General features: G+C 41.6%; 17 protein-coding genes and 2 tRNA genes. All 19 read right to left on the bottom strand.

The genetic code is table 11. The features are described from left to right. Nucleotides 1-13 precede the first annotated feature (13 nt). The 19 genes from purH to HMPREF2918_RS04475 all read right to left on the bottom strand — a co-directional run bounded on the left by purH (nucleotide 14) and on the right by HMPREF2918_RS04475 (nucleotide 18,869). Complete coding sequence (purH, locus tag HMPREF2918_RS04390; RefSeq protein ID WP_070594688.1) at nucleotides 14-1,561, bottom strand: bifunctional phosphoribosylaminoimidazolecarboxamide formyltransferase/IMP cyclohydrolase; 1,548 nt, start codon at nucleotides 1,559-1,561, stop codon at nucleotides 14-16. Between the two features lie 74 nt (nucleotides 1,562-1,635). Next, on the bottom strand, nucleotides 1,636-2,184 hold the full coding sequence (purN, locus tag HMPREF2918_RS04395; protein WP_070594689.1) for a phosphoribosylglycinamide formyltransferase: 549 nt from the start codon (nucleotides 2,182-2,184) through the stop codon (nucleotides 1,636-1,638). A 184-nt stretch (nucleotides 2,185-2,368) separates the two neighbouring features. Continuing rightward, a complete protein-coding gene (purM, locus tag HMPREF2918_RS04400) occupies nucleotides 2,369-3,391 on the bottom strand; it encodes a phosphoribosylformylglycinamidine cyclo-ligase (protein WP_070594697.1) in 1,023 nt (340 codons plus the stop codon). A gap of 30 nt (nucleotides 3,392-3,421) precedes the next feature. Then, entirely contained in the window at nucleotides 3,422-4,861 is a 1,440-nt protein-coding gene (purF, locus tag HMPREF2918_RS04405; protein WP_004219473.1) for an amidophosphoribosyltransferase, read from the bottom strand. Between the two features lie 12 nt (nucleotides 4,862-4,873). Next, a complete protein-coding gene (locus tag HMPREF2918_RS04410; protein WP_070594690.1) occupies nucleotides 4,874-8,599 on the bottom strand; it encodes a phosphoribosylformylglycinamidine synthase in 3,726 nt (1,241 codons plus the stop codon). 63 nt (nucleotides 8,600-8,662) lie between these two features. Next, nucleotides 8,663-9,370: a phosphoribosylaminoimidazolesuccinocarboxamide synthase gene (gene purC, locus HMPREF2918_RS04415; protein ID WP_070594691.1), complete on the bottom strand. Its 708-nt coding sequence runs from the start codon at nucleotides 9,368-9,370 to the stop codon at nucleotides 8,663-8,665. Between the two features lie 150 nt (nucleotides 9,371-9,520). Next, nucleotides 9,521-9,769 carry an acyl carrier protein gene (locus HMPREF2918_RS04420; RefSeq protein ID WP_024054589.1) on the bottom strand — a complete coding sequence of 83 codons (249 nt, stop codon included), beginning with the start codon at nucleotides 9,767-9,769 and terminating at the stop codon, nucleotides 9,521-9,523. A 3-nt stretch (nucleotides 9,770-9,772) separates the two neighbouring features. Next, nucleotides 9,773-10,768, bottom strand: coding sequence for a phosphate acyltransferase PlsX (gene plsX / locus HMPREF2918_RS04425; protein WP_003009280.1), 996 nt, complete (start codon nucleotides 10,766-10,768; stop codon nucleotides 9,773-9,775). Next, the gene (gene recO / locus HMPREF2918_RS04430) at nucleotides 10,765-11,544 is read right to left on the bottom strand and encodes a DNA repair protein RecO (protein ID WP_049490644.1); all 780 of its coding nucleotides are present in this window, start codon (nucleotides 11,542-11,544) and stop codon (nucleotides 10,765-10,767) included. The genes plsX and recO overlap by 4 nt, the downstream gene beginning before the upstream one ends. Beyond that, the gene (locus tag HMPREF2918_RS04435) at nucleotides 11,528-12,709 is read right to left on the bottom strand and encodes a pyridoxal phosphate-dependent aminotransferase (RefSeq protein ID WP_070594692.1); all 1,182 of its coding nucleotides are present in this window, start codon (nucleotides 12,707-12,709) and stop codon (nucleotides 11,528-11,530) included. The genes recO and HMPREF2918_RS04435 overlap by 17 nt, the downstream gene beginning before the upstream one ends. A gap of 154 nt (nucleotides 12,710-12,863) precedes the next feature. Beyond that, complete coding sequence (srtB, locus tag HMPREF2918_RS04440; RefSeq protein ID WP_070594693.1) at nucleotides 12,864-13,712, bottom strand: class B sortase, LPKTxAVK-specific; 849 nt, start codon at nucleotides 13,710-13,712, stop codon at nucleotides 12,864-12,866. An 88-nt stretch (nucleotides 13,713-13,800) separates the two neighbouring features. After that, nucleotides 13,801-14,421, bottom strand: a complete 621-nt coding sequence (gene abpA, locus HMPREF2918_RS04445) for an amylase-binding adhesin AbpA (protein WP_070594694.1) — start codon at nucleotides 14,419-14,421, stop codon at nucleotides 13,801-13,803. A 222-nt stretch (nucleotides 14,422-14,643) separates the two neighbouring features. Then, nucleotides 14,644-14,784: a hypothetical protein gene (locus HMPREF2918_RS11335; protein WP_173018797.1), complete on the bottom strand. Its 141-nt coding sequence runs from the start codon at nucleotides 14,782-14,784 to the stop codon at nucleotides 14,644-14,646. A 49-nt stretch (nucleotides 14,785-14,833) separates the two neighbouring features. Then, nucleotides 14,834-15,808, bottom strand: coding sequence for a ribose-phosphate diphosphokinase (locus HMPREF2918_RS04450; protein ID WP_049490632.1), 975 nt, complete (start codon nucleotides 15,806-15,808; stop codon nucleotides 14,834-14,836). Nucleotides 15,809-15,986: 178 nt separating this feature from the next. Further along, entirely contained in the window at nucleotides 15,987-17,228 is a 1,242-nt protein-coding gene (gene pcsB, locus HMPREF2918_RS04455) for a peptidoglycan hydrolase PcsB (RefSeq protein WP_070594695.1), read from the bottom strand. 93 nt (nucleotides 17,229-17,321) lie between these two features. After that, nucleotides 17,322-17,822 carry a rod shape-determining protein MreD gene (gene mreD / locus HMPREF2918_RS04460; RefSeq protein ID WP_049473284.1) on the bottom strand — a complete coding sequence of 167 codons (501 nt, stop codon included), beginning with the start codon at nucleotides 17,820-17,822 and terminating at the stop codon, nucleotides 17,322-17,324. A 1-nt stretch (nucleotide 17,823) separates the two neighbouring features. Next, nucleotides 17,824-18,642 carry a rod shape-determining protein MreC gene (mreC, locus tag HMPREF2918_RS04465; protein WP_070594696.1) on the bottom strand — a complete coding sequence of 273 codons (819 nt, stop codon included), beginning with the start codon at nucleotides 18,640-18,642 and terminating at the stop codon, nucleotides 17,824-17,826. Between the two features lie 61 nt (nucleotides 18,643-18,703). Continuing rightward, a tRNA-Ser gene (locus HMPREF2918_RS04470) sits at nucleotides 18,704-18,791 on the bottom strand. A gap of 4 nt (nucleotides 18,792-18,795) precedes the next feature. After that, nucleotides 18,796-18,869, bottom strand: a tRNA-Ile gene (locus HMPREF2918_RS04475). Between the last annotated feature and the right edge of the window lie 59 nt (nucleotides 18,870-18,928).

Here is an 18,928-nt window from a genome sequence, read left to right on the forward strand (position 1 = left end):
TTTTAAATACCCATCAATGTCTAAAATGTCTTACTCCTGTGAAGACCATAGCCAATCCGTATTTATCAGCCGCTTCGACTGACTCTTGGTCACGGACTGATCCACCCGGCTGGATGATCGCTTTAATCCCTGCTTTGGCGATTTCTTCCACGTTATCCGCAAATGGGAAGAAGGCATCGGAAGCAAGAACAGCGCCGTCAAGACGATCTTTGGCTTGGTCAATGGCGATACGGACGGAAGCCACACGGTTGGTTTGACCTGGGCCAACACCAAGTGTCATGTGGTCGTTGGTCACGATAATACCATTTGATTTCACATACTTGATAGCTTTCCAAGCAAACTCAAGAGCTGTCGCTTCTGTCTCAGTTGGTTGGCGTTTGGTAACCACTTGCCAGTCAGCTGGACTTTCTTTCACCACGTCTTGGTTTTGAACGAGGAGACCACCAACAACACCAGTGTATTCTGCTTCCACTTCACTAGCATCTTGAGCGTCAAATGGCAGCTCAAGGATCCGCAAGTTTTTCTTCTTAGTTGTCAAGATTTCAAGCGCTTCGTCTGTGTAGCTTGGTGCAATGATGATTTCAAGGAAGACACCGTGCATTTTCTTAGCTGTCGCAGCGTCTACTTCACGGTTGAGAACGACAATACCACCAAAGATGGATACTGGGTCAGACTCATAAGCGTAGTCCCAAGCCGTTTCGATATCGTCAGCTTGACCAATCCCACATGGGTTCATGTGTTTCAAGGCCACAACTGTTGGACGGTCTTTGAAATCACGGATGATCCGGATAGCCGCATCAGCGTCACGGATATTGTTGAAGGACAATTCTTTCCCGTTCAACTGTTTCGCTGAAGCGATGGAGTAATCCGTTGGAAAAGCTTTTTGGTAGAAGTCTGCGTCTTGTTGAGGATTTTCCCCGTAACGCATTGGTTGCTTGAGATCATAAGTCAAAGTAAGTTTTTCAGGTTTACTTTCACCCACTTGAGCTGTGAAGTATTCTGCGATCAAAGCATCATAGGCTGCTGTGTGGCGGAAGACTTTCGCTGCCAAACGTTGGCGAGTTTCGTAACTTGTTTCGCCGTTGGCTGCCAATTCGTCAAGCACCACAGCATAATCAGTAGGATCTACCACAACCGTTACGCTAGCATGGTTTTTAGCTGCTGATCGAAGCATGGATGGCCCACCAATATCGATGTTTTCAACCGCATCCGCGTAAGTTACGTCTGGTTTAAGAATCGTTTCCTTGAATGGGTAAAGGTTGACCACAACAAGGTCAATCAATTCGATATTATTGTCCTTAGCTGCTTGAAGGTGGCTATCGAGGTCACGACGAGCGAGGAGACCACCGTGGATATTTGGGTGGAGGGTCTTCACACGACCGTCCATCATTTCTGGGAAACCAGTCACATCGTCGATGGCAATGGTATCAACACCAGCATTGTCAAGGGCAACTTTAGTCCCACCTGTTGAGATAATGTCCCAACCAAGTTTTTTAAGTTCTTGGGCAAATTCAACGATGCCCGCTTTGTCTGAAACACTAATTAGTGCGCGTTTAGTCATTTTCTTTCTTTTCCTTTTTAAAAAAGTTCTTTATCTGCTACAGTCGAAAATGTTCTTTCCGATCAATGGCTTCCTTATTTTCGTGCTACTCCCAAACGTTCCAAGACTTCTGGATAGAGCTTGTACTCTGTTTCATGGATGCGAGTTTCGAAAGTATCAAGGGTATCCCCTTCAAGGCGCGGCACGCGCACTTGCTGAATAACCTTACCGGTATCAACACCAGAATCCACCCAATGAATGGTCACACCGCTCTCAGCAACACCTGCATTCCAAGCATCCTCAATGCCATGAGCACCAGGGAATTCAGGGAGATAAGCCGGGTGAATATTGATGATACGGCCTTCATAAGCTGCTAGCAAGGTTGGACCGACGATTTTCATATAACCCGCCAAACAAACCAAGTCAATCTGGTATTCATCCAAGAGTTTGACGATAGCTTCTTCATAAGCTGCTTTATTGTCAAATTCCTTGAGTTCAAAGGCATGACTAGCCACACCAAGGTTCTTGGCACGTTCTAAGACATAGGCATCCCGGTGATCTGAAAAGACAAATTCTACTGGAAATTGTTCTGCAATCACCTGAAAGTTTGAGCCGTTGCCAGAGGCAAATACAGCGATTTTCATATTCGATACAAAGGGACGTTTCGGCTAGCCGAACAGTTTCGTAGAAAAATAGGAAATCATTGCTGGGTGCTTGCACACAAAATAATTTCTCTTTTTTCCTAGAAAATGAGTCCCGTGTTCAGTTAGGCTAGCTAACTAAACACTCCTTTCTACAATTTCTCCGTATAAAATGGTGATATCACCATTATTTAATCACCACACTTGCGCCATCTTTCTTCACAATACGACCGATTTCATAAACAGGTTCGTCAAGAAGTTCTTTAACACGTTCCACATTTTCTGGTTTCACTGCAAGCATGAGACCAATCCCCATGTTGAAAATTTCAAACATTTCTTCATGCTTGATTTGGCCATATTTTTCAAGGGCTTTGAAAATTGGAAGAACTGGCACTTTGCTTTCGTCAATTTCAGCAGCCAAGTCATCTGAGAACATACGTGGTACATTTTCGATGAAACCACCACCTGTGATGTGGGCAATTCCGTTAACCAATTCTTCTTTGATGAGTGGCAAAGCTGCTTTGACGTAGATACGAGTTGGTTCCAAAAGAACGTCTTTAAGTTTCTTCCCTTCCAATTCAGGGAGAACTTCTTCACCTGTATAGTCCGCAAAGACACGACGAACAAGTGAGTAACCATTTGAGTGGATACCGCTTGAAGCAAGTCCAAGAATCACATCCCCTTCAGCCACTTTTGAACCGTCGATAATTTGAGATTTTTCTGCAACACCGACAGCAAACCCAGCCAAATCATAGTCATCTTCACCATACATACCAGGCATTTCAGCTGTTTCCCCACCGATAAGGGCTGCACCAGCCTGCACACAACCTTCTGCAACACCAGCAACGACCTGTTCCAATTTAGCTGGTTCATTTTTACCAGTTGCGATATAGTCAAGGAAGTAAAGGGGCTCAGCACCTGCAGCGATGATATCGTTAACACACATGGCCACACAGTCTTGACCGATCGTATCGTGTTTGTCGTACTTGATGGCAAGCATCAGCTTAGTACCAACACCATCTGTACCTGAGATCAAAACAGGCTCTTTGACACCTGCTTTTGAAAGATCAAACATGCCACCGAAACCACCAAGAGCTCCCATGACACCCGCACGTTCCGTACGAGCCACATGTTTTTTGATCCGTTCAACAACTTCATAACCCGCTTCAACATCCACACCAGACTGTGCATACGCATTTTTATTTGTCATTTGTTTCATTCCTTTTCTTTTGCACTGCTCTTAATAGAAAGAAGTATGTTCTTTCAAACTTTCCACATAGCGTTCTTCGTAGTCATATAAAGGCGTTGGATATTTTCCATCAAAGTAAGCCACACAAAGACCGCCATTTGGAGCATCTGTATCAATTCCAATAGAATCAATCAAGCCATCGATTGACAAATACGTCAAGCTATCTGCACCAATAATATCGCGTGTTTCCTCTACTGTGTGATTGGCAGCAATCAATTCCTTACGTGTTTGAATATCGATCCCGTAGAAACATGGGTAGGCAAGGGCTGGGCTTGCGATTGCCACATGGACTTCTGTAGCTCCTGCTTCTTTCAATAACTTCACAATCCGACGTGATGTTGTCCCACGTACGATAGAATCATCAATCATGACAACTCGTTTGCCTTTCACGACACCGGATACGGCAGAGAGCTTCATCCGAACCCCTTGCTCCCGTAGTTCTTGTGTTGGTTGAATAAAGGTCCGTTGGGTATATTGGTTTTTAATCAAGCCCATTTCATTTGGTAGGCCAGATTCTTCCGCAAATCCCATGGCTGCGCTAAGTGATGAATTAGGTACACCGACCACAATATCTGCTTCATGTTTGAATTCACGTGCCAATTGAGCGCCCATACGTTTACGTGCTGTATGGACATTGACCCCTTGGATATTGGAGTCCGGACGGGCAAAGTAGATATACTCCATCGAGCAAACAGCCAATTGGGTGTCCGTTGTATAGTTATCGTAAGTGATGCCGTTATCATCGATGATCACGACTTCACCTGGATTCACATCGCGGATCCACTCAGCACCAACCACTTCAAAGGCACAGGTTTCAGAGGAAACTACGATAGCGCCATTGGCCATTTTCCCAATCGAAAGAGGACGGAAACCATTTGGATCCAAGGCCGCAATCAGCTTATCTTCCAGCATGAGAAGGTAAGCAAATCCACCTTTCACCGTATTCAAGGCTTCTTTCACCTTACCCATGAAAGAAGGGTTGTGGCTCCGACGAATCAAGTGGGCCAAGATTTCTGAATCAGAAGTTGAGCTAAAGATCGCTCCGTTATTTTCCAACTCCCGTTTAAGGGACTTGGCATTGGTTAAATTCCCGTTGTGGGCCAGTCCAAACTGGGTATCATGAAAGCGAAAGAGGAAGGGCTGGATGTTATCCACCGAAGCTTCCCCAGCTGTCGCATAGCGAACATGGCCAATCGCTCCCGTTCCTGTTAACTTATCCAAGTTAGCAGGATTTCGAAATACTTCTGAGAGAAGACCCGTATCACGATACCGTTTTAGTTGACCCGCATCATTCGAAAGGATCCCCGCCCCTTCTTGACCACGGTGTTGAAGACTGTGTAATCCGAAATAAGTCAGTTTTGCAGCATCTGGGTGTCCCCAGATCCCAAAAATACCACATTCTTCATTAAGAGATTTAACTTCGTATGTCATGTTGTATACCTTTTATTTTCCAGTAAAGTATTTAACCGCTGATGCAAAGAGATGTTGGTCTTTATTTCCTGGAATATTTTGGAAGAGACCATCTTCGAAACGTTCTGAGTGACCCATCTTACCAATAATTTGACCGTTCTTACTTGTGATACCTTCGATAGCATTTACAGATCCGTTAGGATTATATTTAGAATCCATGCTTGGTTTACCTTCGAAGTCAACATATTGGGTAAAGATTTGACCATTGTCACGAAGCTCTGCGAATTCCTCAGCTGTCACGACAAATTTACCTTCACCGTGTGATACTGGAATGGCATGGATGTCCCCAACTTGCACTCCAGCAAGCCATGGTGAGTTGGTGTTGGCAATCCGTGTTTCAACCATCTTAGCCACGTGTTGGTTGGCATCATTGTAGAAGAGGGTTGGACTGGTGCTACTTGCATCTTCAAAGTTACCGTATGGAAGAAGACCTGATTTAACAAGGGCTTGGAATCCGTTACAGATACCGATGATCAAACCACCGCGTTCAATGAAGTGATCGATGGCTGCACGTACTTTTTCATTGAGCAAGATGTTCACGATAAATTTAGCTGATCCATCTGGTTCATCCGCTGCTGAGAAGCCACCTGCAAAGAAGATAATGTTGGCTTTTTCGATGTTGTCAACCATAGTGTCAACAGACTTGACAATCGCCTCTTCATTCAGTGTGACAAATGGTACCAAGTTAACTTTTGCACCTTCTTTTTCAAAGGCCTTAGCTGAATCGTACTCAGAGTTAGTACCTGGGAATACTGGGATGTAAACCACTGGTGTATCAACTGTTTCTTTAGCTTTAATCACAGCATCTGATGCCACTGCAGGTACTTCTTCCAGCTCAGTTGCCTGTGCAAATTCCGTTGGGTAAACCTCTTCCAATTTACCTTGGAAGGCACTGTCAAGTTTGTGTCCATCAAGCGTTACACCGTTGACAGTGAGTGTAAAGTCAGTCACTGTTCGTCCGATCTTGGCAACACCTGCAATTTCTTCAGGCGATGTGAAGACGAATCCACCCAATTGGGCTGTCAAGCTAGTGTCAAGGTCAGCTAATTCGACGTTTGCTCCGATATGGTTCCCAAATGTTGCAAGAGCAAGCGCTTCAACGACACCACCATATTTGACAGCTGATGCAGATGTGACTTTATGATCAGCTTGGATGGCTTCAAATTGAGCAAAGTTAGACTTGATAAGATCGAAGTCAATTTCTTGTGCCAAAGCTTGACCAGGAATGTAGTAAATATTTTCACCAGCAGCTTTGAATTCTGGAGAAAGAATCTTACGGCTATCTGCAGTTGTGACCCCAAAAGCAACCAAGGTTGGTGGTACTGTCAATTCTTCAAAGGTACCAGACATCGAGTCTTTACCACCGATAGATGGCAAACCAAGTTGAATCTGAGCTTCGATTGATCCAAGGAGAGCTGAGACTGGTTGACCAAAACGCTCTGCTCGTTTATCCATACGCTCGAAGTATTCCTGATAAGAGAAACGAGCCTTAGACCAGTTTGCACCAGCAGCAACCAAACGAGCTGTGGCTTCGATGACCGCATAAGCAGCGCCATGATATGGAGACCATTCTGCTACATAAGGGTTGAATCCTTGCGCCATAACAGATGCAGTTGTTGTCACGCCATGTTGGACTGGCAATTTCTGTACAGAAGCTTCCGTTGGTGTGATTTGGTAGCGACCACCAAGTGGGTGATTGACTGTTGAACGACCAACCGAGCTATCAAAGATGGTTTGTAACCCTTTTTGACTGGCATGGTTCAGGTCAGCCAAGACTTCAAGAGTATCCGCTTCAAGGGTTTCAGCAGATGTTTGACGTTCTTCTGGAAGCTTGACATCCTTGTCAACCACCTTAGCATCTACAACCACACGTACACCGTTTGTATCAAGGAAACGACGTTCCAAATCAACGATGGTTTCACCATTCCAGTGCATGACAAGATTTGGTTTTTCAGTTACTGTTGCAACGACAACAGCATCAATATTTTCTTTGTTACATTCAGCAACGAAAGCATCTACATCTTCTGGACGAACCACTACAGCCATCCGTTCTTGAGATTCTGAGATAGCAATTTCTGTACCGTTCAAACCTTGGTATTTCAATGGCACTTTGTCTAGATCAATTTCAAGACCATCTGCCAATTCACCGATCGCCACACAGACACCACCGGCACCAAAGTCATTTGATTTCTTGATCAGACGGGTCACTTCCCCATTACGGAAAAGACGTTGAATCTTACGTTCTTCGATGGCATTCCCTTTTTGAACCTCAGCACCAGCTGTTTCAACAGATTCAACCGTTTGAACTTTAGAAGAACCTGTCGCACCACCGACACCGTCACGTCCAGTCTTACCACCAAGCAAGATAATCACATCACCTGCTTCAGGTTTTTCACGGACAACATTTTCCTTAGGAGCCGCACCGACAACTGCACCTAGCTCCATACGCTTAGCAACGAAACCTGGGTGGAAGTATTCACGAACATAAGTTGTTGCAAGACCAATTTGGTTACCATATGAAGAATAACCATGAGCCGCTGTTTTAGAAATCACTTGTTGTGGCAATTTACCAGCGCGAGTTTCTGAAATTGGAGCCGTGATATCACCAGCACCTGAGATACGCATGGCTTGGTAAACGTATGAACGACCTGACAATGGGTCACGAATGGCACCACCGATACAAGTAGCCGCTCCACCAAATGGTTCAATCTCCGTTGGGTGGTTGTGTGTTTCATTCTTGAACATAAGAAGCCATGGTTCTTTGACACCATTGACATCCACTTCAATTTCAACTGAGCAGGCATTGATTTCATCAGACACTTCCATGTCATCCGAACGACCATTAGCACGCTCATAACGGCCAAAAATAGTCGCCATATCCATCAAGGTTTGAGGTTTTTCGGTACGTCCCAACTCATCACGCATGGCAATATACTTGTCATAAGTCGCTTGCAATTGTTTTTCAAATTTAGAAGCTGAGAAGTCGATGTTTTTCAACTCAGTTTCGAAAGTTGTGTGACGGCAGTGGTCAGACCAATAAGTATCCAAAACCTTAAGCTCAGTCTCAGTTGGTACACGTCCAATGGATTTGAAGTAATCTTGAATGAAGAGAAGGTCATCCACTTCCATTGCCAATCCTTGCTCAGCCTTATACTGTGCAAAATCTTCTGCCGTATACCTTTCAAAGAAATCCAAGCTTGGAATGGTCTTGTCAGACTCAGAGAAATCCTGTTTCGCAATGCCAACAGTGATATCTTTGAAACGAGAATCCACTGGGTTCAAAAGGTAGTTTTTAACAGCTTCCAACTCATTCGCATCGATATCCTTGTTAACCAAGTACAATTGCGCTGTATTCACTGTTACGTCATTTGAACTACCCAACAACAGCAAAGCTTCTTGTGAAGATGTCGCACGTTGGTCAAATTGACCAGGTAAGCTTTCGATCGCAAAGAAAGCATATTTCTCAAGATCAGTCTGAACCGTAGCTTCATCCAAAACAGTATCGGTCACTTGCTCAGAGAAGATGTGTTTTTCCGCACGCGCAAACAAGTCCTCTGCCAAACCAAAAACATCGTAAACCTGAACAATCCGAAGATCCTTCAAGGTTTTCAACTGAAGATTATGCTGCAATTCTTTTACTAAAGAGTCCGATTTCACACGAAAATCAGCTTTTTTCTCAACGAAAATACGTTTATCCATTTTATTTCCTTTACTTCTATTCAAAAATGCTCTTGAAGACGAAGGTTTTCCGTTTCAACCAAATTATTTCAAGTCTTGCAACTTCTCTAACACAACCTTATATACATCCGTTAGGCTACCCAAATCTCTACGGAAAACATCCTTGTCCATATGGTGCCCTTCAGCATCCCAAAGGCGGCAATTATCTGGAGAGAATTCATCTGCCAAGATGATCTTGCCATCCTTATCAAAACCAAATTCCAATTTGAAATCAATCAAGCGAAGACCAATTTGTGCAAACCAATCCTTCAACAATTCATTGATGCGACGTGTTTCTTCCTTGATATAGGCAATTTGCTCATCATTGGCAATATCCAAGAACTTCACATGCTCATCATTGATGAATGGGTCATCCAAATCATCGTTCTTGTAGTAAAATTCAACGATTGGAGTTTTCAAGTCCAAACCTTCTTCCACGCCAAAACGTTTAGAGAAAGAACCCGCAGTCACATTACGAAGAACCACCTCCAAAGGAATAATTTTTACTTTCTTGTTGAGTTGTTCTGTGTCAGAAATACGTTCGATAAAGTGAGTAGCTACACCCGCAGCATTCAATTTTTCAAAAATAAGAGACGAAATCTGATTATTTAGCACACCTTTTCCCTTAATAGTCTCCTTACGAGCCCCATTAAGCATGGTTGCCTGGTCCTTATAGACCGACTTAATCACATTTTCGTCCTCAGTAGTATAGATATCCTTAGCTTTTCCAGTATAAATCAGTTGATTGGTCATGACTTTGTTCGCCTTTCGTATTTTATCACCTTCATTCTATCATATACAAAGTGTATTTTCAATAAAATTCCGTACAATATAAGCAGAATCCGAATAAAAAGGACAGAAAAAAAGATCATCCAGAATAATCTCTGAACGATCCCTTTTTCATTAGTGACCAGCAGTTCGTTTTTCGATATAGTCGACAACATCCCCTACTGTGTTAAATTCATCAATAGCCTTGTCCGGAATCTCAATTTGGTATTCATCCTCAAGATTGATAATAAATTCCATCAATTCAACAGAATCCGCCTGTAAATCCTTACGTAAGTCAGATTCCAAAGATACTTGAAAATCTGGTCCCTTGCGGTCTTTGAGAAATTCCTCAATAGTAGCTAAAATTTCGTTTTGTTTACTCATACATTACCCTTCCTTCGATAATTCCTTCACTGATTTTCCAACAACATCTGTCTCTAACATAGTCCGAATCTGACGAATCGTGCTATAGACAGCTTTGGCATCACTCGAACCATGCGTTTTAACAACAGGTGCTTGAAGGCCAAACAAGACCGCTCCTCCAACATCTGAGAAATCCAAGGTTTGCTTCAATGATTTCAAACGGTCCTTGAGCAGAAAAGCTCCCAATTTCGCCTTCCAGTTTCCTGTGGCAATTGCTTGTTTCAATTGCTTCAAGATCCCAAAAGCCGTTCCTTCCATCGTTTTCAAGACAGCGTTTCCTGTAAAACCATCCGCCACAACGACATCAGCAACGCCATCCATCAAGTCACGCGCTTCCACGTTTCCAACAAAATGAATCGACTCATCCTCAGATAACAATTGGTAGGTTTCCTTGCGCAAAGGATCTCCCTTACTAGCTTCTGTCCCATTGTTCAATAGACCCACACGCGGTTTTTGAATCCCACGAACATTTTCAGCATAATAAGACCCCATCACAGCATACTGATGCAAGTGCTCTGGTGTATTTTCCGCATTAGCACCCAAATCTAACATGTCATACCCACGACCATCAACCGTTGGAAGTGTCGACATCAAACCTGGACGTTCCACGCCCTTGATGCGCCCAACAATAAAGAAACCTGCTGCCAACAAGGCACCTGTATTTCCCGCAGATAGCATGGCATCCACCTCACCAGCCTTCACATCCTTGGCAGCCAAGACCATCGAAGCCTGTTTCTTCCGACGAATGGCACGCGTTGGCTCATCATCTGAATCAATTTTTTCTTCCGTGTGCACAATCGATACACGTTCGGTTGCGGTTAAATAGTCTTTGATTTTTGCCTCATCGCCATATAAGACAATCTCAATATCATCAAAATCACGAATGGCTTGATTCACACCTTCTACCAAGGCTTGAGGTGCATTATCGCCCCCCATTGCATCTACTGCAATTTTTTTCATGTTTCACCTCCAGATGAATCTTTCATAATCGCTCCCCAGTCACTCAAGGAATCGATAAACTTTTTAGCTTTTAAATGGATCCCTACATACTCCTCATACAACTGATCAATTGCCTGACGCAGAGCTGTTTTCATCTCCGCTTGTAGGGAAATCGTCTCTAACTCACTGAATCGTACTGCTTGAAACTGATCCAATAAATAGAGAACATTCGGATGCCAGTGAGCACGTCTCTCATCCTGATCATAATGATCCGGACAAAGGACCCCACTATAGCGAAAAGAGTAATCAAAAGGAAGTCCAACCCGATGACAGAAACAGCATTCATGCAGATTCAAGACAACTCCAAATCGTGATAGAATCTGAATCTCAAAAATATTGGTTAAAACCTCATAATCCAGTCCCTCTTCCATCAAAGACAAGGTCTTTTCCAAAAAAGCAAACAGGGCCGGATCCACCTGATTATCCTGAATACTTGCATCTGCAAGCGCCAGAACATAGGTCGCATAAGAAAGGGCAAAAAGATCTGCATTAATTTTCTTATAAATCTGCACATCTTGAAAATCATCAATATAACTCAACCCATCATCATTGATTTTCAACAACATATCTGCCGTTACCAAAGGTTGCAACATGGGATTCAACCGTGATTTTCCCGCATGTTTCACAAAAAACATCCGCTTCCCTGACTTCTCTGTGAAGATTTTGACCAGCTTGTCATCCTCACGAAACTCCCGATTATACAGGACAATTCCCCGGGTCTCAATTGACTCCAGCATGTTCTTCCATATACTCCTTCAAGCGTTTCATAGCTTCCTTGATAACCTCCATGCTGGCTGCATACGACAAACGCACATAGCCTTCACCATATTGACCAAAAGCAGCACCAGGAATGAAAGCAACCGCTTTTTCACGCGCAAAATCCTGCAAGAAAGCAAAGGAATCTTGATTATAACCAGCTGGGATTTTAGCAAAAATATAAAAAGCTCCATCTGGCTTAATCATCTCAAACCCAAGCGCGGACATCTGTTCAATAATATAATCGCGACGCTTCACATATTCCTTCTTCATCGGCTCCGCATCATCCCGACCAGCAGTCAAGGCCTCAATCGCAGCATACTGGTTCATGGTTCCAGCAGCCGTTACCAAATACTGATGGCTCTTGATGAGTTGGGCCGTCAATGCAGCAGGCGCAAAGATAAAGCCAAGCCGCCAGCCTGTCATAGCATGAGACTTAGATAAGCCATTAATAACAATGGTCTGTTCAGGAATGAAGGATGCCATAGAGACATGCGCGTCTCCAGTATAAGTCAACTCTGAATAGACTTCATCACAAATCACAAAGACTTCATATTTTTTTAAGACAGCAGCCAATTCCGCCATCTGTTCGCGCGAATAAGTAACACCCGTTGGATTAGCTGGATAATTGAGAATAACAGCCTTCAATTTTTCACCCTGCTCTAAAATAGCCTTTTCCAACTTTTCAGGAGTCAAGACAAAACGATCTGCTGTCGTATCAATTTCGACAATCTCAGCCCCAACCAAATTTACAATCGGTTCATAACCCGGATAAGCTGGCGCCGGAAGAAGCACTACATCTCCAGGTTCCAAGATCGCTGTCAAGGTTGCAGATAGGGCTTCAGTCGCACCGATCGTCACCAATATCTCATCTTCAGGACGATAGTGAATACCATATTTATCAGTCACAAACTGACTCGCAGCCTCACGCAAAGCCAGCAAACCACTCATCCCAGTGTAATGGCTAAAATTCGCATCAATGGCAGCCTTTCCTGCTTCTTTTACATGTTCAGGAGTTGTAAAATCCGGTTCCCCTAAAGTCAAACGCAAGACACCAGGAATGGAAGAAATTGATTGATCGAACTGACGAATCAAAGAAACTTCGATCCGATTCAGATTTTTATTAAAACGTTTCGTTAAATCCATAGAACACCTCCAAAACACTTATATTCATTATACTATAAATAGGACCCCATCGCAAAAGAACAAGCCAGATCCCCATCTTTTGCTCATCATCAAAGGATATTTCAACAATCCTTCCATGCAAAAAAGACTTAGCAATGCTAAGTCTTTCAAGTCATTATTGTTGGCCACGTGTTGCCACGTATTTCAATTGATCCGCATGTTTTGCCACAAAATCCTTCATTTCTGAATCAGGAATTTGACGAAGGTAGAGGTTAGAACGAATCGTTTCATCCTCTTCACGACAAGTTGACAATACTAAATACTTATCAGATGCTTTGATCTTGATATTAGGGTTCTTCGTACGAGCTGACTCATAGATATTCTTCAATTGTGTAGTAAAATCATTGTCATCAGTAAAGCTTGTACGGTAGAAAGCAGTGTCCTCTGGGACAATGACCAATCCCATTACTTCATAGTAATATTTCCGCTCTGGTGTCTCGATCACAACATACGGATGTTGGTCCAAATACTCTTGTTTGTCATAGTAGTTGACATCATTAAACATGCGATGATCGCCGACCTTACTACCACGAGCATGACCAAACAACCAAGTCAAACGATCACTGAAGTCTTTCTTGTTGTCCATATCCATGAAGACTGTCCCCATGTATGGTTCATTTCCACCATCAAACGTCTTATTCAAATAAGTTTCATTGTCAGTGGTTTGTACAACAGGTTCATCCAACTCAGTACCCGGTGCATAGACATAAGCAATTGCCTCAGGGTTAACAGCTGTTAACTGAGCAAAACGATTTTTCAAGTAATCTTTTTCTTCTTGACTTGGTTCATATTTAGTTTCTTGCTTGGTTGAACTTGTTCCAGTTGTTTTTTTAGCCGTGCTAGATGACTTAGTTCCTCCAAATGGATTAAAGAAAATAAATCCAGCAACAAGAACAACAACTGCAACAAGAGCAGCAATCACAACACCCAATTTATTTGAACTTTTTTCCCCAGCTCTTTTCATTGATCGATCTCCTCTTGATGATTTTTTCTAAAAAATAACACTGAACCCGAAGGTCCAGTGATATTTTACGAGCTAATTAATAATCAAATTATTTAACTGCGCTTGTTTTTGGAAGAGCTTTACCAGCTTGTTTTGAACCAGCTTTACCAGCTTCTGCTTTTTTAGCTGCTTCTTCTGCTTTAGCTGCGTCAGCTTTAGCTGCGTCTGCTTTAGCTGCGTCTGCGTTAGCTTGTTCTGGATTAATTCCATGTTCTTTCAAGTAACGAGCGTTAGCTTGTTCTGGAGTTTCATTCAAGATATAGTAACGGCCTTCTTTTTTCTTAGCTGTGTTTTGAACAGTTTGGAATTGTTGTACATATTTGTTACGTACGTTCAAGAATGCAGTATTGAATGCTGCTTCATAAGCTGCTTTCTTTTCTCCGTAAAGGTGTGAACCACCTTCAACAGCATCAAATTCAGCTTTAGCTGCTACTACTGCTGGATCAGCCGCTGCTTCAGCTTTGATTTCGTCCATGTGACCGTTAAGGTATTCTTCAACTGTACGAGCACTTACAAATTCAGATTGATCATAGTATTTTGAAGCGACGTCAGTATCTTGAGGTCCTCTAGGATTGTTAGCTCCACCGTTGACTCCACCTTCGGCAAGAACTGGTGCTGCTGCAGCAAATACTGCAAGAGCTGCTACTGATGATAATAAAACTTTTTTCATTGTTTTATCTCCTTTTTTCTTTTCAAAAATTATTCGTTACTTCGTAACTATGACTAGTATACTAGGATATTCTGCCTATGTCAAGACTTTTTCCATTATTTTTTAAAAAAAGTTTAATCTTTTGATCCATTTGAGATATAGAACTACGAATTTAAAACCATCTTGGAAAAATACTCTATTCATATATAAAAATGTATTTAAAAAATAGAAATCTTTTCTATCCTATTTCACCACCCCATTTTTTGGCAATCGTTTCTTGGGCAAACTAGGATCAGCCTTTGCTTCTAGTTCTTTAGCTGCTTGAACCAGTTTTTTCCGTTTCTTTTCTTTTTTTAGATTTTCCAACCATTTTCTGATTTCCATTTGTATATCCTCCTAAATAAAAGAGGCCAGTTACCCAGCCTCCTTATTGTTAACATTTTTTGGCATTTCCGATTTCAAATAGAGGAGAAAGAGGGCGATTTTCGTGAATGCGAACAATGGCCTCTGCAAGGAGTTTCGCAATCGAAATTTGCTCAATCTTATCAATCAATCGATCTTCCGGTAGATAAATCGTATCCAACACAACCAACTTCTTAATGGCTGATTTTTGGATGTTGTCCATCGCTGGTCCTGATAAAACAGGGTGAGTACAGCTTGCATAAACTTCAACAGCACCTGCTTCTGCAAGGGCATCCGCCGCATGACAGATTGTACCAGCTGTATCAATCATATCATCAATCAAAATACAAGTCTTGCCTTCAACACTCCCAATGATATTCATCACTTCACTCGTATTCATCTTATCGACACTTCGACGTTTATCAATAATCGCAATCGGTGTCTTCAAAAATTCAGCTAATTTCCGAGCACGAGTCACACCACCATGGTCTGGACTGACAACAACATAGTCTTTTCCAATCATCCCGCGACGTTCAAAAAAGTCGGCGATCAAAGGCGCACCCATCAAGTGGTCAACAGGAATATCAAAGAAACCTTGAATCTGAGCGGCATGCAAATCAATTGTCAAGAGGCGATCAACTCCAGCAACCTCAAGCATATTGGCTACCAACTTAGAAGTGATTGGTTCACGAGCTCGAGCTTTCCGGTCTTGACGAGCATAGCCGTAATATGGCATCACCACATTAATGGATTGCGCACTAGCACGTTTCAACGCATCTACCATAATCAAAATTTCCATTAGATTATCGTTAACCGGCGAGCTAGTGGATTGCAAAATATAAACATCTTTCCCACGGATTGATTCTTCAATATTAACCTGAATTTCTCCATCAGAAAATTGACGAACCGTTGACTTTCCAAGCGGTAGTCCCATTTCTCGAGACACACGTTGAGCCAATTCTTGATTTGACGACAAAGCAAAGAGCATTAAATCAGAAAATGACATGATTTCCTCCAGTAAAATCTAAAACCATATTGTACAGTCAGCACAAATTTCTCCTGTAATCATTTTATCGCTTTTTAAGCAAATATTCAAATATTAATTTATGGAAATTACAAAATCTATCACTACCTAAATTCTATCAAAAAAGAAGCAGAACAAATGTTCTGCTTCAGTGTAATTCTTAGTTTGGATAGATATAAGTAACAGTACCTTGTGCTGTTGTTGGGTTAAACCAACCACGGTAGTTACCAATACTACGGATACCATTATAGTTAGACTCAGAAACTTGGATGCTTGTTGTAGATTGAACGGCTGTAACAACTGCTACGTGTCCATATCCACCATCATTCCAACATGCAATGGCACCAACTTGTGGTTGAGATCCTGTACGGAATCCTGCTGCTGCTGCACTTGCTGCCCATTGTCCACCATTACCCCAGTAATCACCAGCCCATGGAGCCAATGTCTTCGCACCCCATGTACATTCACCAACTGGATAAGATGATGCAGATGTACTATAAGTTGGACGAGAAGTAGTTGCTACTGGTGCTGCAGCTGCTTGAGTTTGAACAGTAGGTTGAGCTGCTGCTTGAGTTTGTGCCGCCGCTGGTGTTGCAGCAGGTGTTTGAGCTGCCGCTTGAACTTGTGCTTGAAGAGTTGTATTAGCAGAAGCTTTTACAGCTGCTTGTTGTTCTTTTTGTTTTGCACGGTAAGCTGCTTCAGCTGCTGCCGCTGCTGCTGCTGCTTTTTCAGCTTCCGCTTTTTGTTGCAACAAAGCATTTTTTTCGTTTTCAGCAGTTGATTTTTCAGCAGCCAAGTTCAATTGTGCTACTTTCAACTCAGCTTCTTTTGTTGACAAAGCTTGCGCATCATCTTCTAATTGCTGTTTGTTTGCAATGACAGTATTGATAGCATCGTTGTTTTCTTTTTGTTTTTGTGCAATCTCTTCTTTATCACGTTTTTGCTCTTGCAACATTTTGTTGTTAGCATCTGCAATTTCGTTCATAGCAGAAATACGTGAGATAGCTTCTGTCAAAGATCCAGAGCTAACAATCGCATTAATATAGCTTGTTGCAGTCCCAGTTGTTTGAGCACTACGTGCTTGATTTGCAAGTGATTCTTGACGAGCAACAATATTTTTTGACAACTCATCGATCTCAGCTGACAATCGTTCAGATTCTTCATTCAAACGGTCATTTTCAGCTTGAAGATTTTCTTGTTGTTTTTTAATTTCAGATACCTGACCTTGAATTTGATCTACCTGAGCTTGTGCACTTTGTTGTTGTTGATTAATACTATTGATTTTGTTATCTTGAGCAGCAATCTTATCATCTGTTGAATCAGCTGATACACCAGCTACGACAGCACCTTGTGATAAAGCAACTGTACTCAATAAGATTGTGGCAAATAATTTTTTCTTCATTAGATAAATTTTCCCTTTCTAATAAGACACTAACTAGTATAACAAATTTTTTAAAAATTTATATTACGCTATTGTTACATTTTTATTTCGAGTTTATAAATAAATCTTTTCAAGTAAAGGCTGTAATACTATTAATAGAAGCACATTCAAAATTAAACTTGGAAAAATTTGGTAAATAATTAGTGTAATCCAGTTAAATTTTATACTGATAAAAAGAATCAAAAGAAGATTTGTTAAAATCTGAAATAATAGAATCGTTAATAAAAATGTAAAAAAACGAGTCAATCGATTGACCAAAATAATCTGATTACACCGATAAAAAATCACCTGTAGTATAGGAAATACTATGAATGCAATTCCTAGAGTGTGTAAAAAATACACATCAAAACAAAAACCAAAGAAGACTCCCCACCAAATACTAGCTATCTCAGAGAAATAGAGACTCAATAACATAAAACCATATAGAAATAAAAATGAAGTAGGTTCAAAGGAGTTTGGACAGAAACGAGAAATAAGAAAAGAGATCTGCCCGTCAACAAATAAAGATAAGAATAAGATTAAAGGGAAAAAATGGTACTTACGTATGACTTTCACACTACTCTCCAATCAATAGTACATAACGATTGACATCTAAATTAGCCTTTGGTTTCACACGAATTTCTTGCCCTAACTGATCAGATGCCTTTTGAGTAGAAGTTACTGTACCAAGAGGTAAGTCACTACTCTTATATTTTCCTAAACCACTTGTTGAAACCAGAGATCCTTTTTTAATTTCAACTGGATCTCCAATTTGCAACAACCGAAACTCACCTGTCTTCTCGTCATAACCATTTAATAAAGCAAAAATAGATTGACCTTGACTCTCAATTTTAAACGTCAGGTGTTGTGAAGAAATAGTATCTTCGACTAATAATTTCACTTTGCTAGAATTTTTCTCTATACTTTCTACCACACCAATGACGCCACCAGACGAAAGAACAAACATAGAATCAGAAATTCCATCTGAACTACCTTTATCAATAACAAATTCCTGATCCCACGAACCATAATTACGGTCAATAATCTCACTAACGACTTGTTTAGAACCCGATACAGAATTCTTGATTGACATCAAATCCTTTAATTCTCTATTTTCTGATTCCAAACGGTTAAGTTTTGACTGGTCAATATCCTTTTGATAAAGACGTGATTTTAACGAACGGTTTTCATCATTCAATTCAGATAAATTCTTTAAATCCTTTGCCTTAGATTCCACAACAACAAATGGTTCCGATACTGCCTTATCAACAATAGATAATAGATCAGAAGATTTTAAAACAATAGAAGTTCTAACAGATGGAAAAAGAAATAAAATTCCTGAAACAGTTAAAACAAACACAAAACTAAAAATTTTAAAGAATCGATTCAAGAACATAGACAAAACCTTCAAAATATAAAAAATAGTTTGAGATGACATCTCAAACTTGGAAATTATACGGAGAATGGGGGATTCGAACCCCCGCGCCGGTTACCCGACCTAACGATTTAGCAAACCGTCCTCTTCAGCCTCTTGAGTAATTCTCCAAAATGGGCACGAGTGGACTCGAACCACCGACCTCACGCTTATCAGGCGTGCGCTCTAACCACCTGAGCTACGCGCCCAAGTTAAAAACTTGGTAAAGAACCTATGTTCAAAGCGGGTGACGAGAATCGAACTCGCG

This window comes from Streptococcus sp. HMSC065C01 (genome assembly GCF_001813525.1).
GTDB classification, from domain to species: Bacteria; Bacillota; Bacilli; order Lactobacillales; family Streptococcaceae; genus Streptococcus; species Streptococcus parasanguinis_V.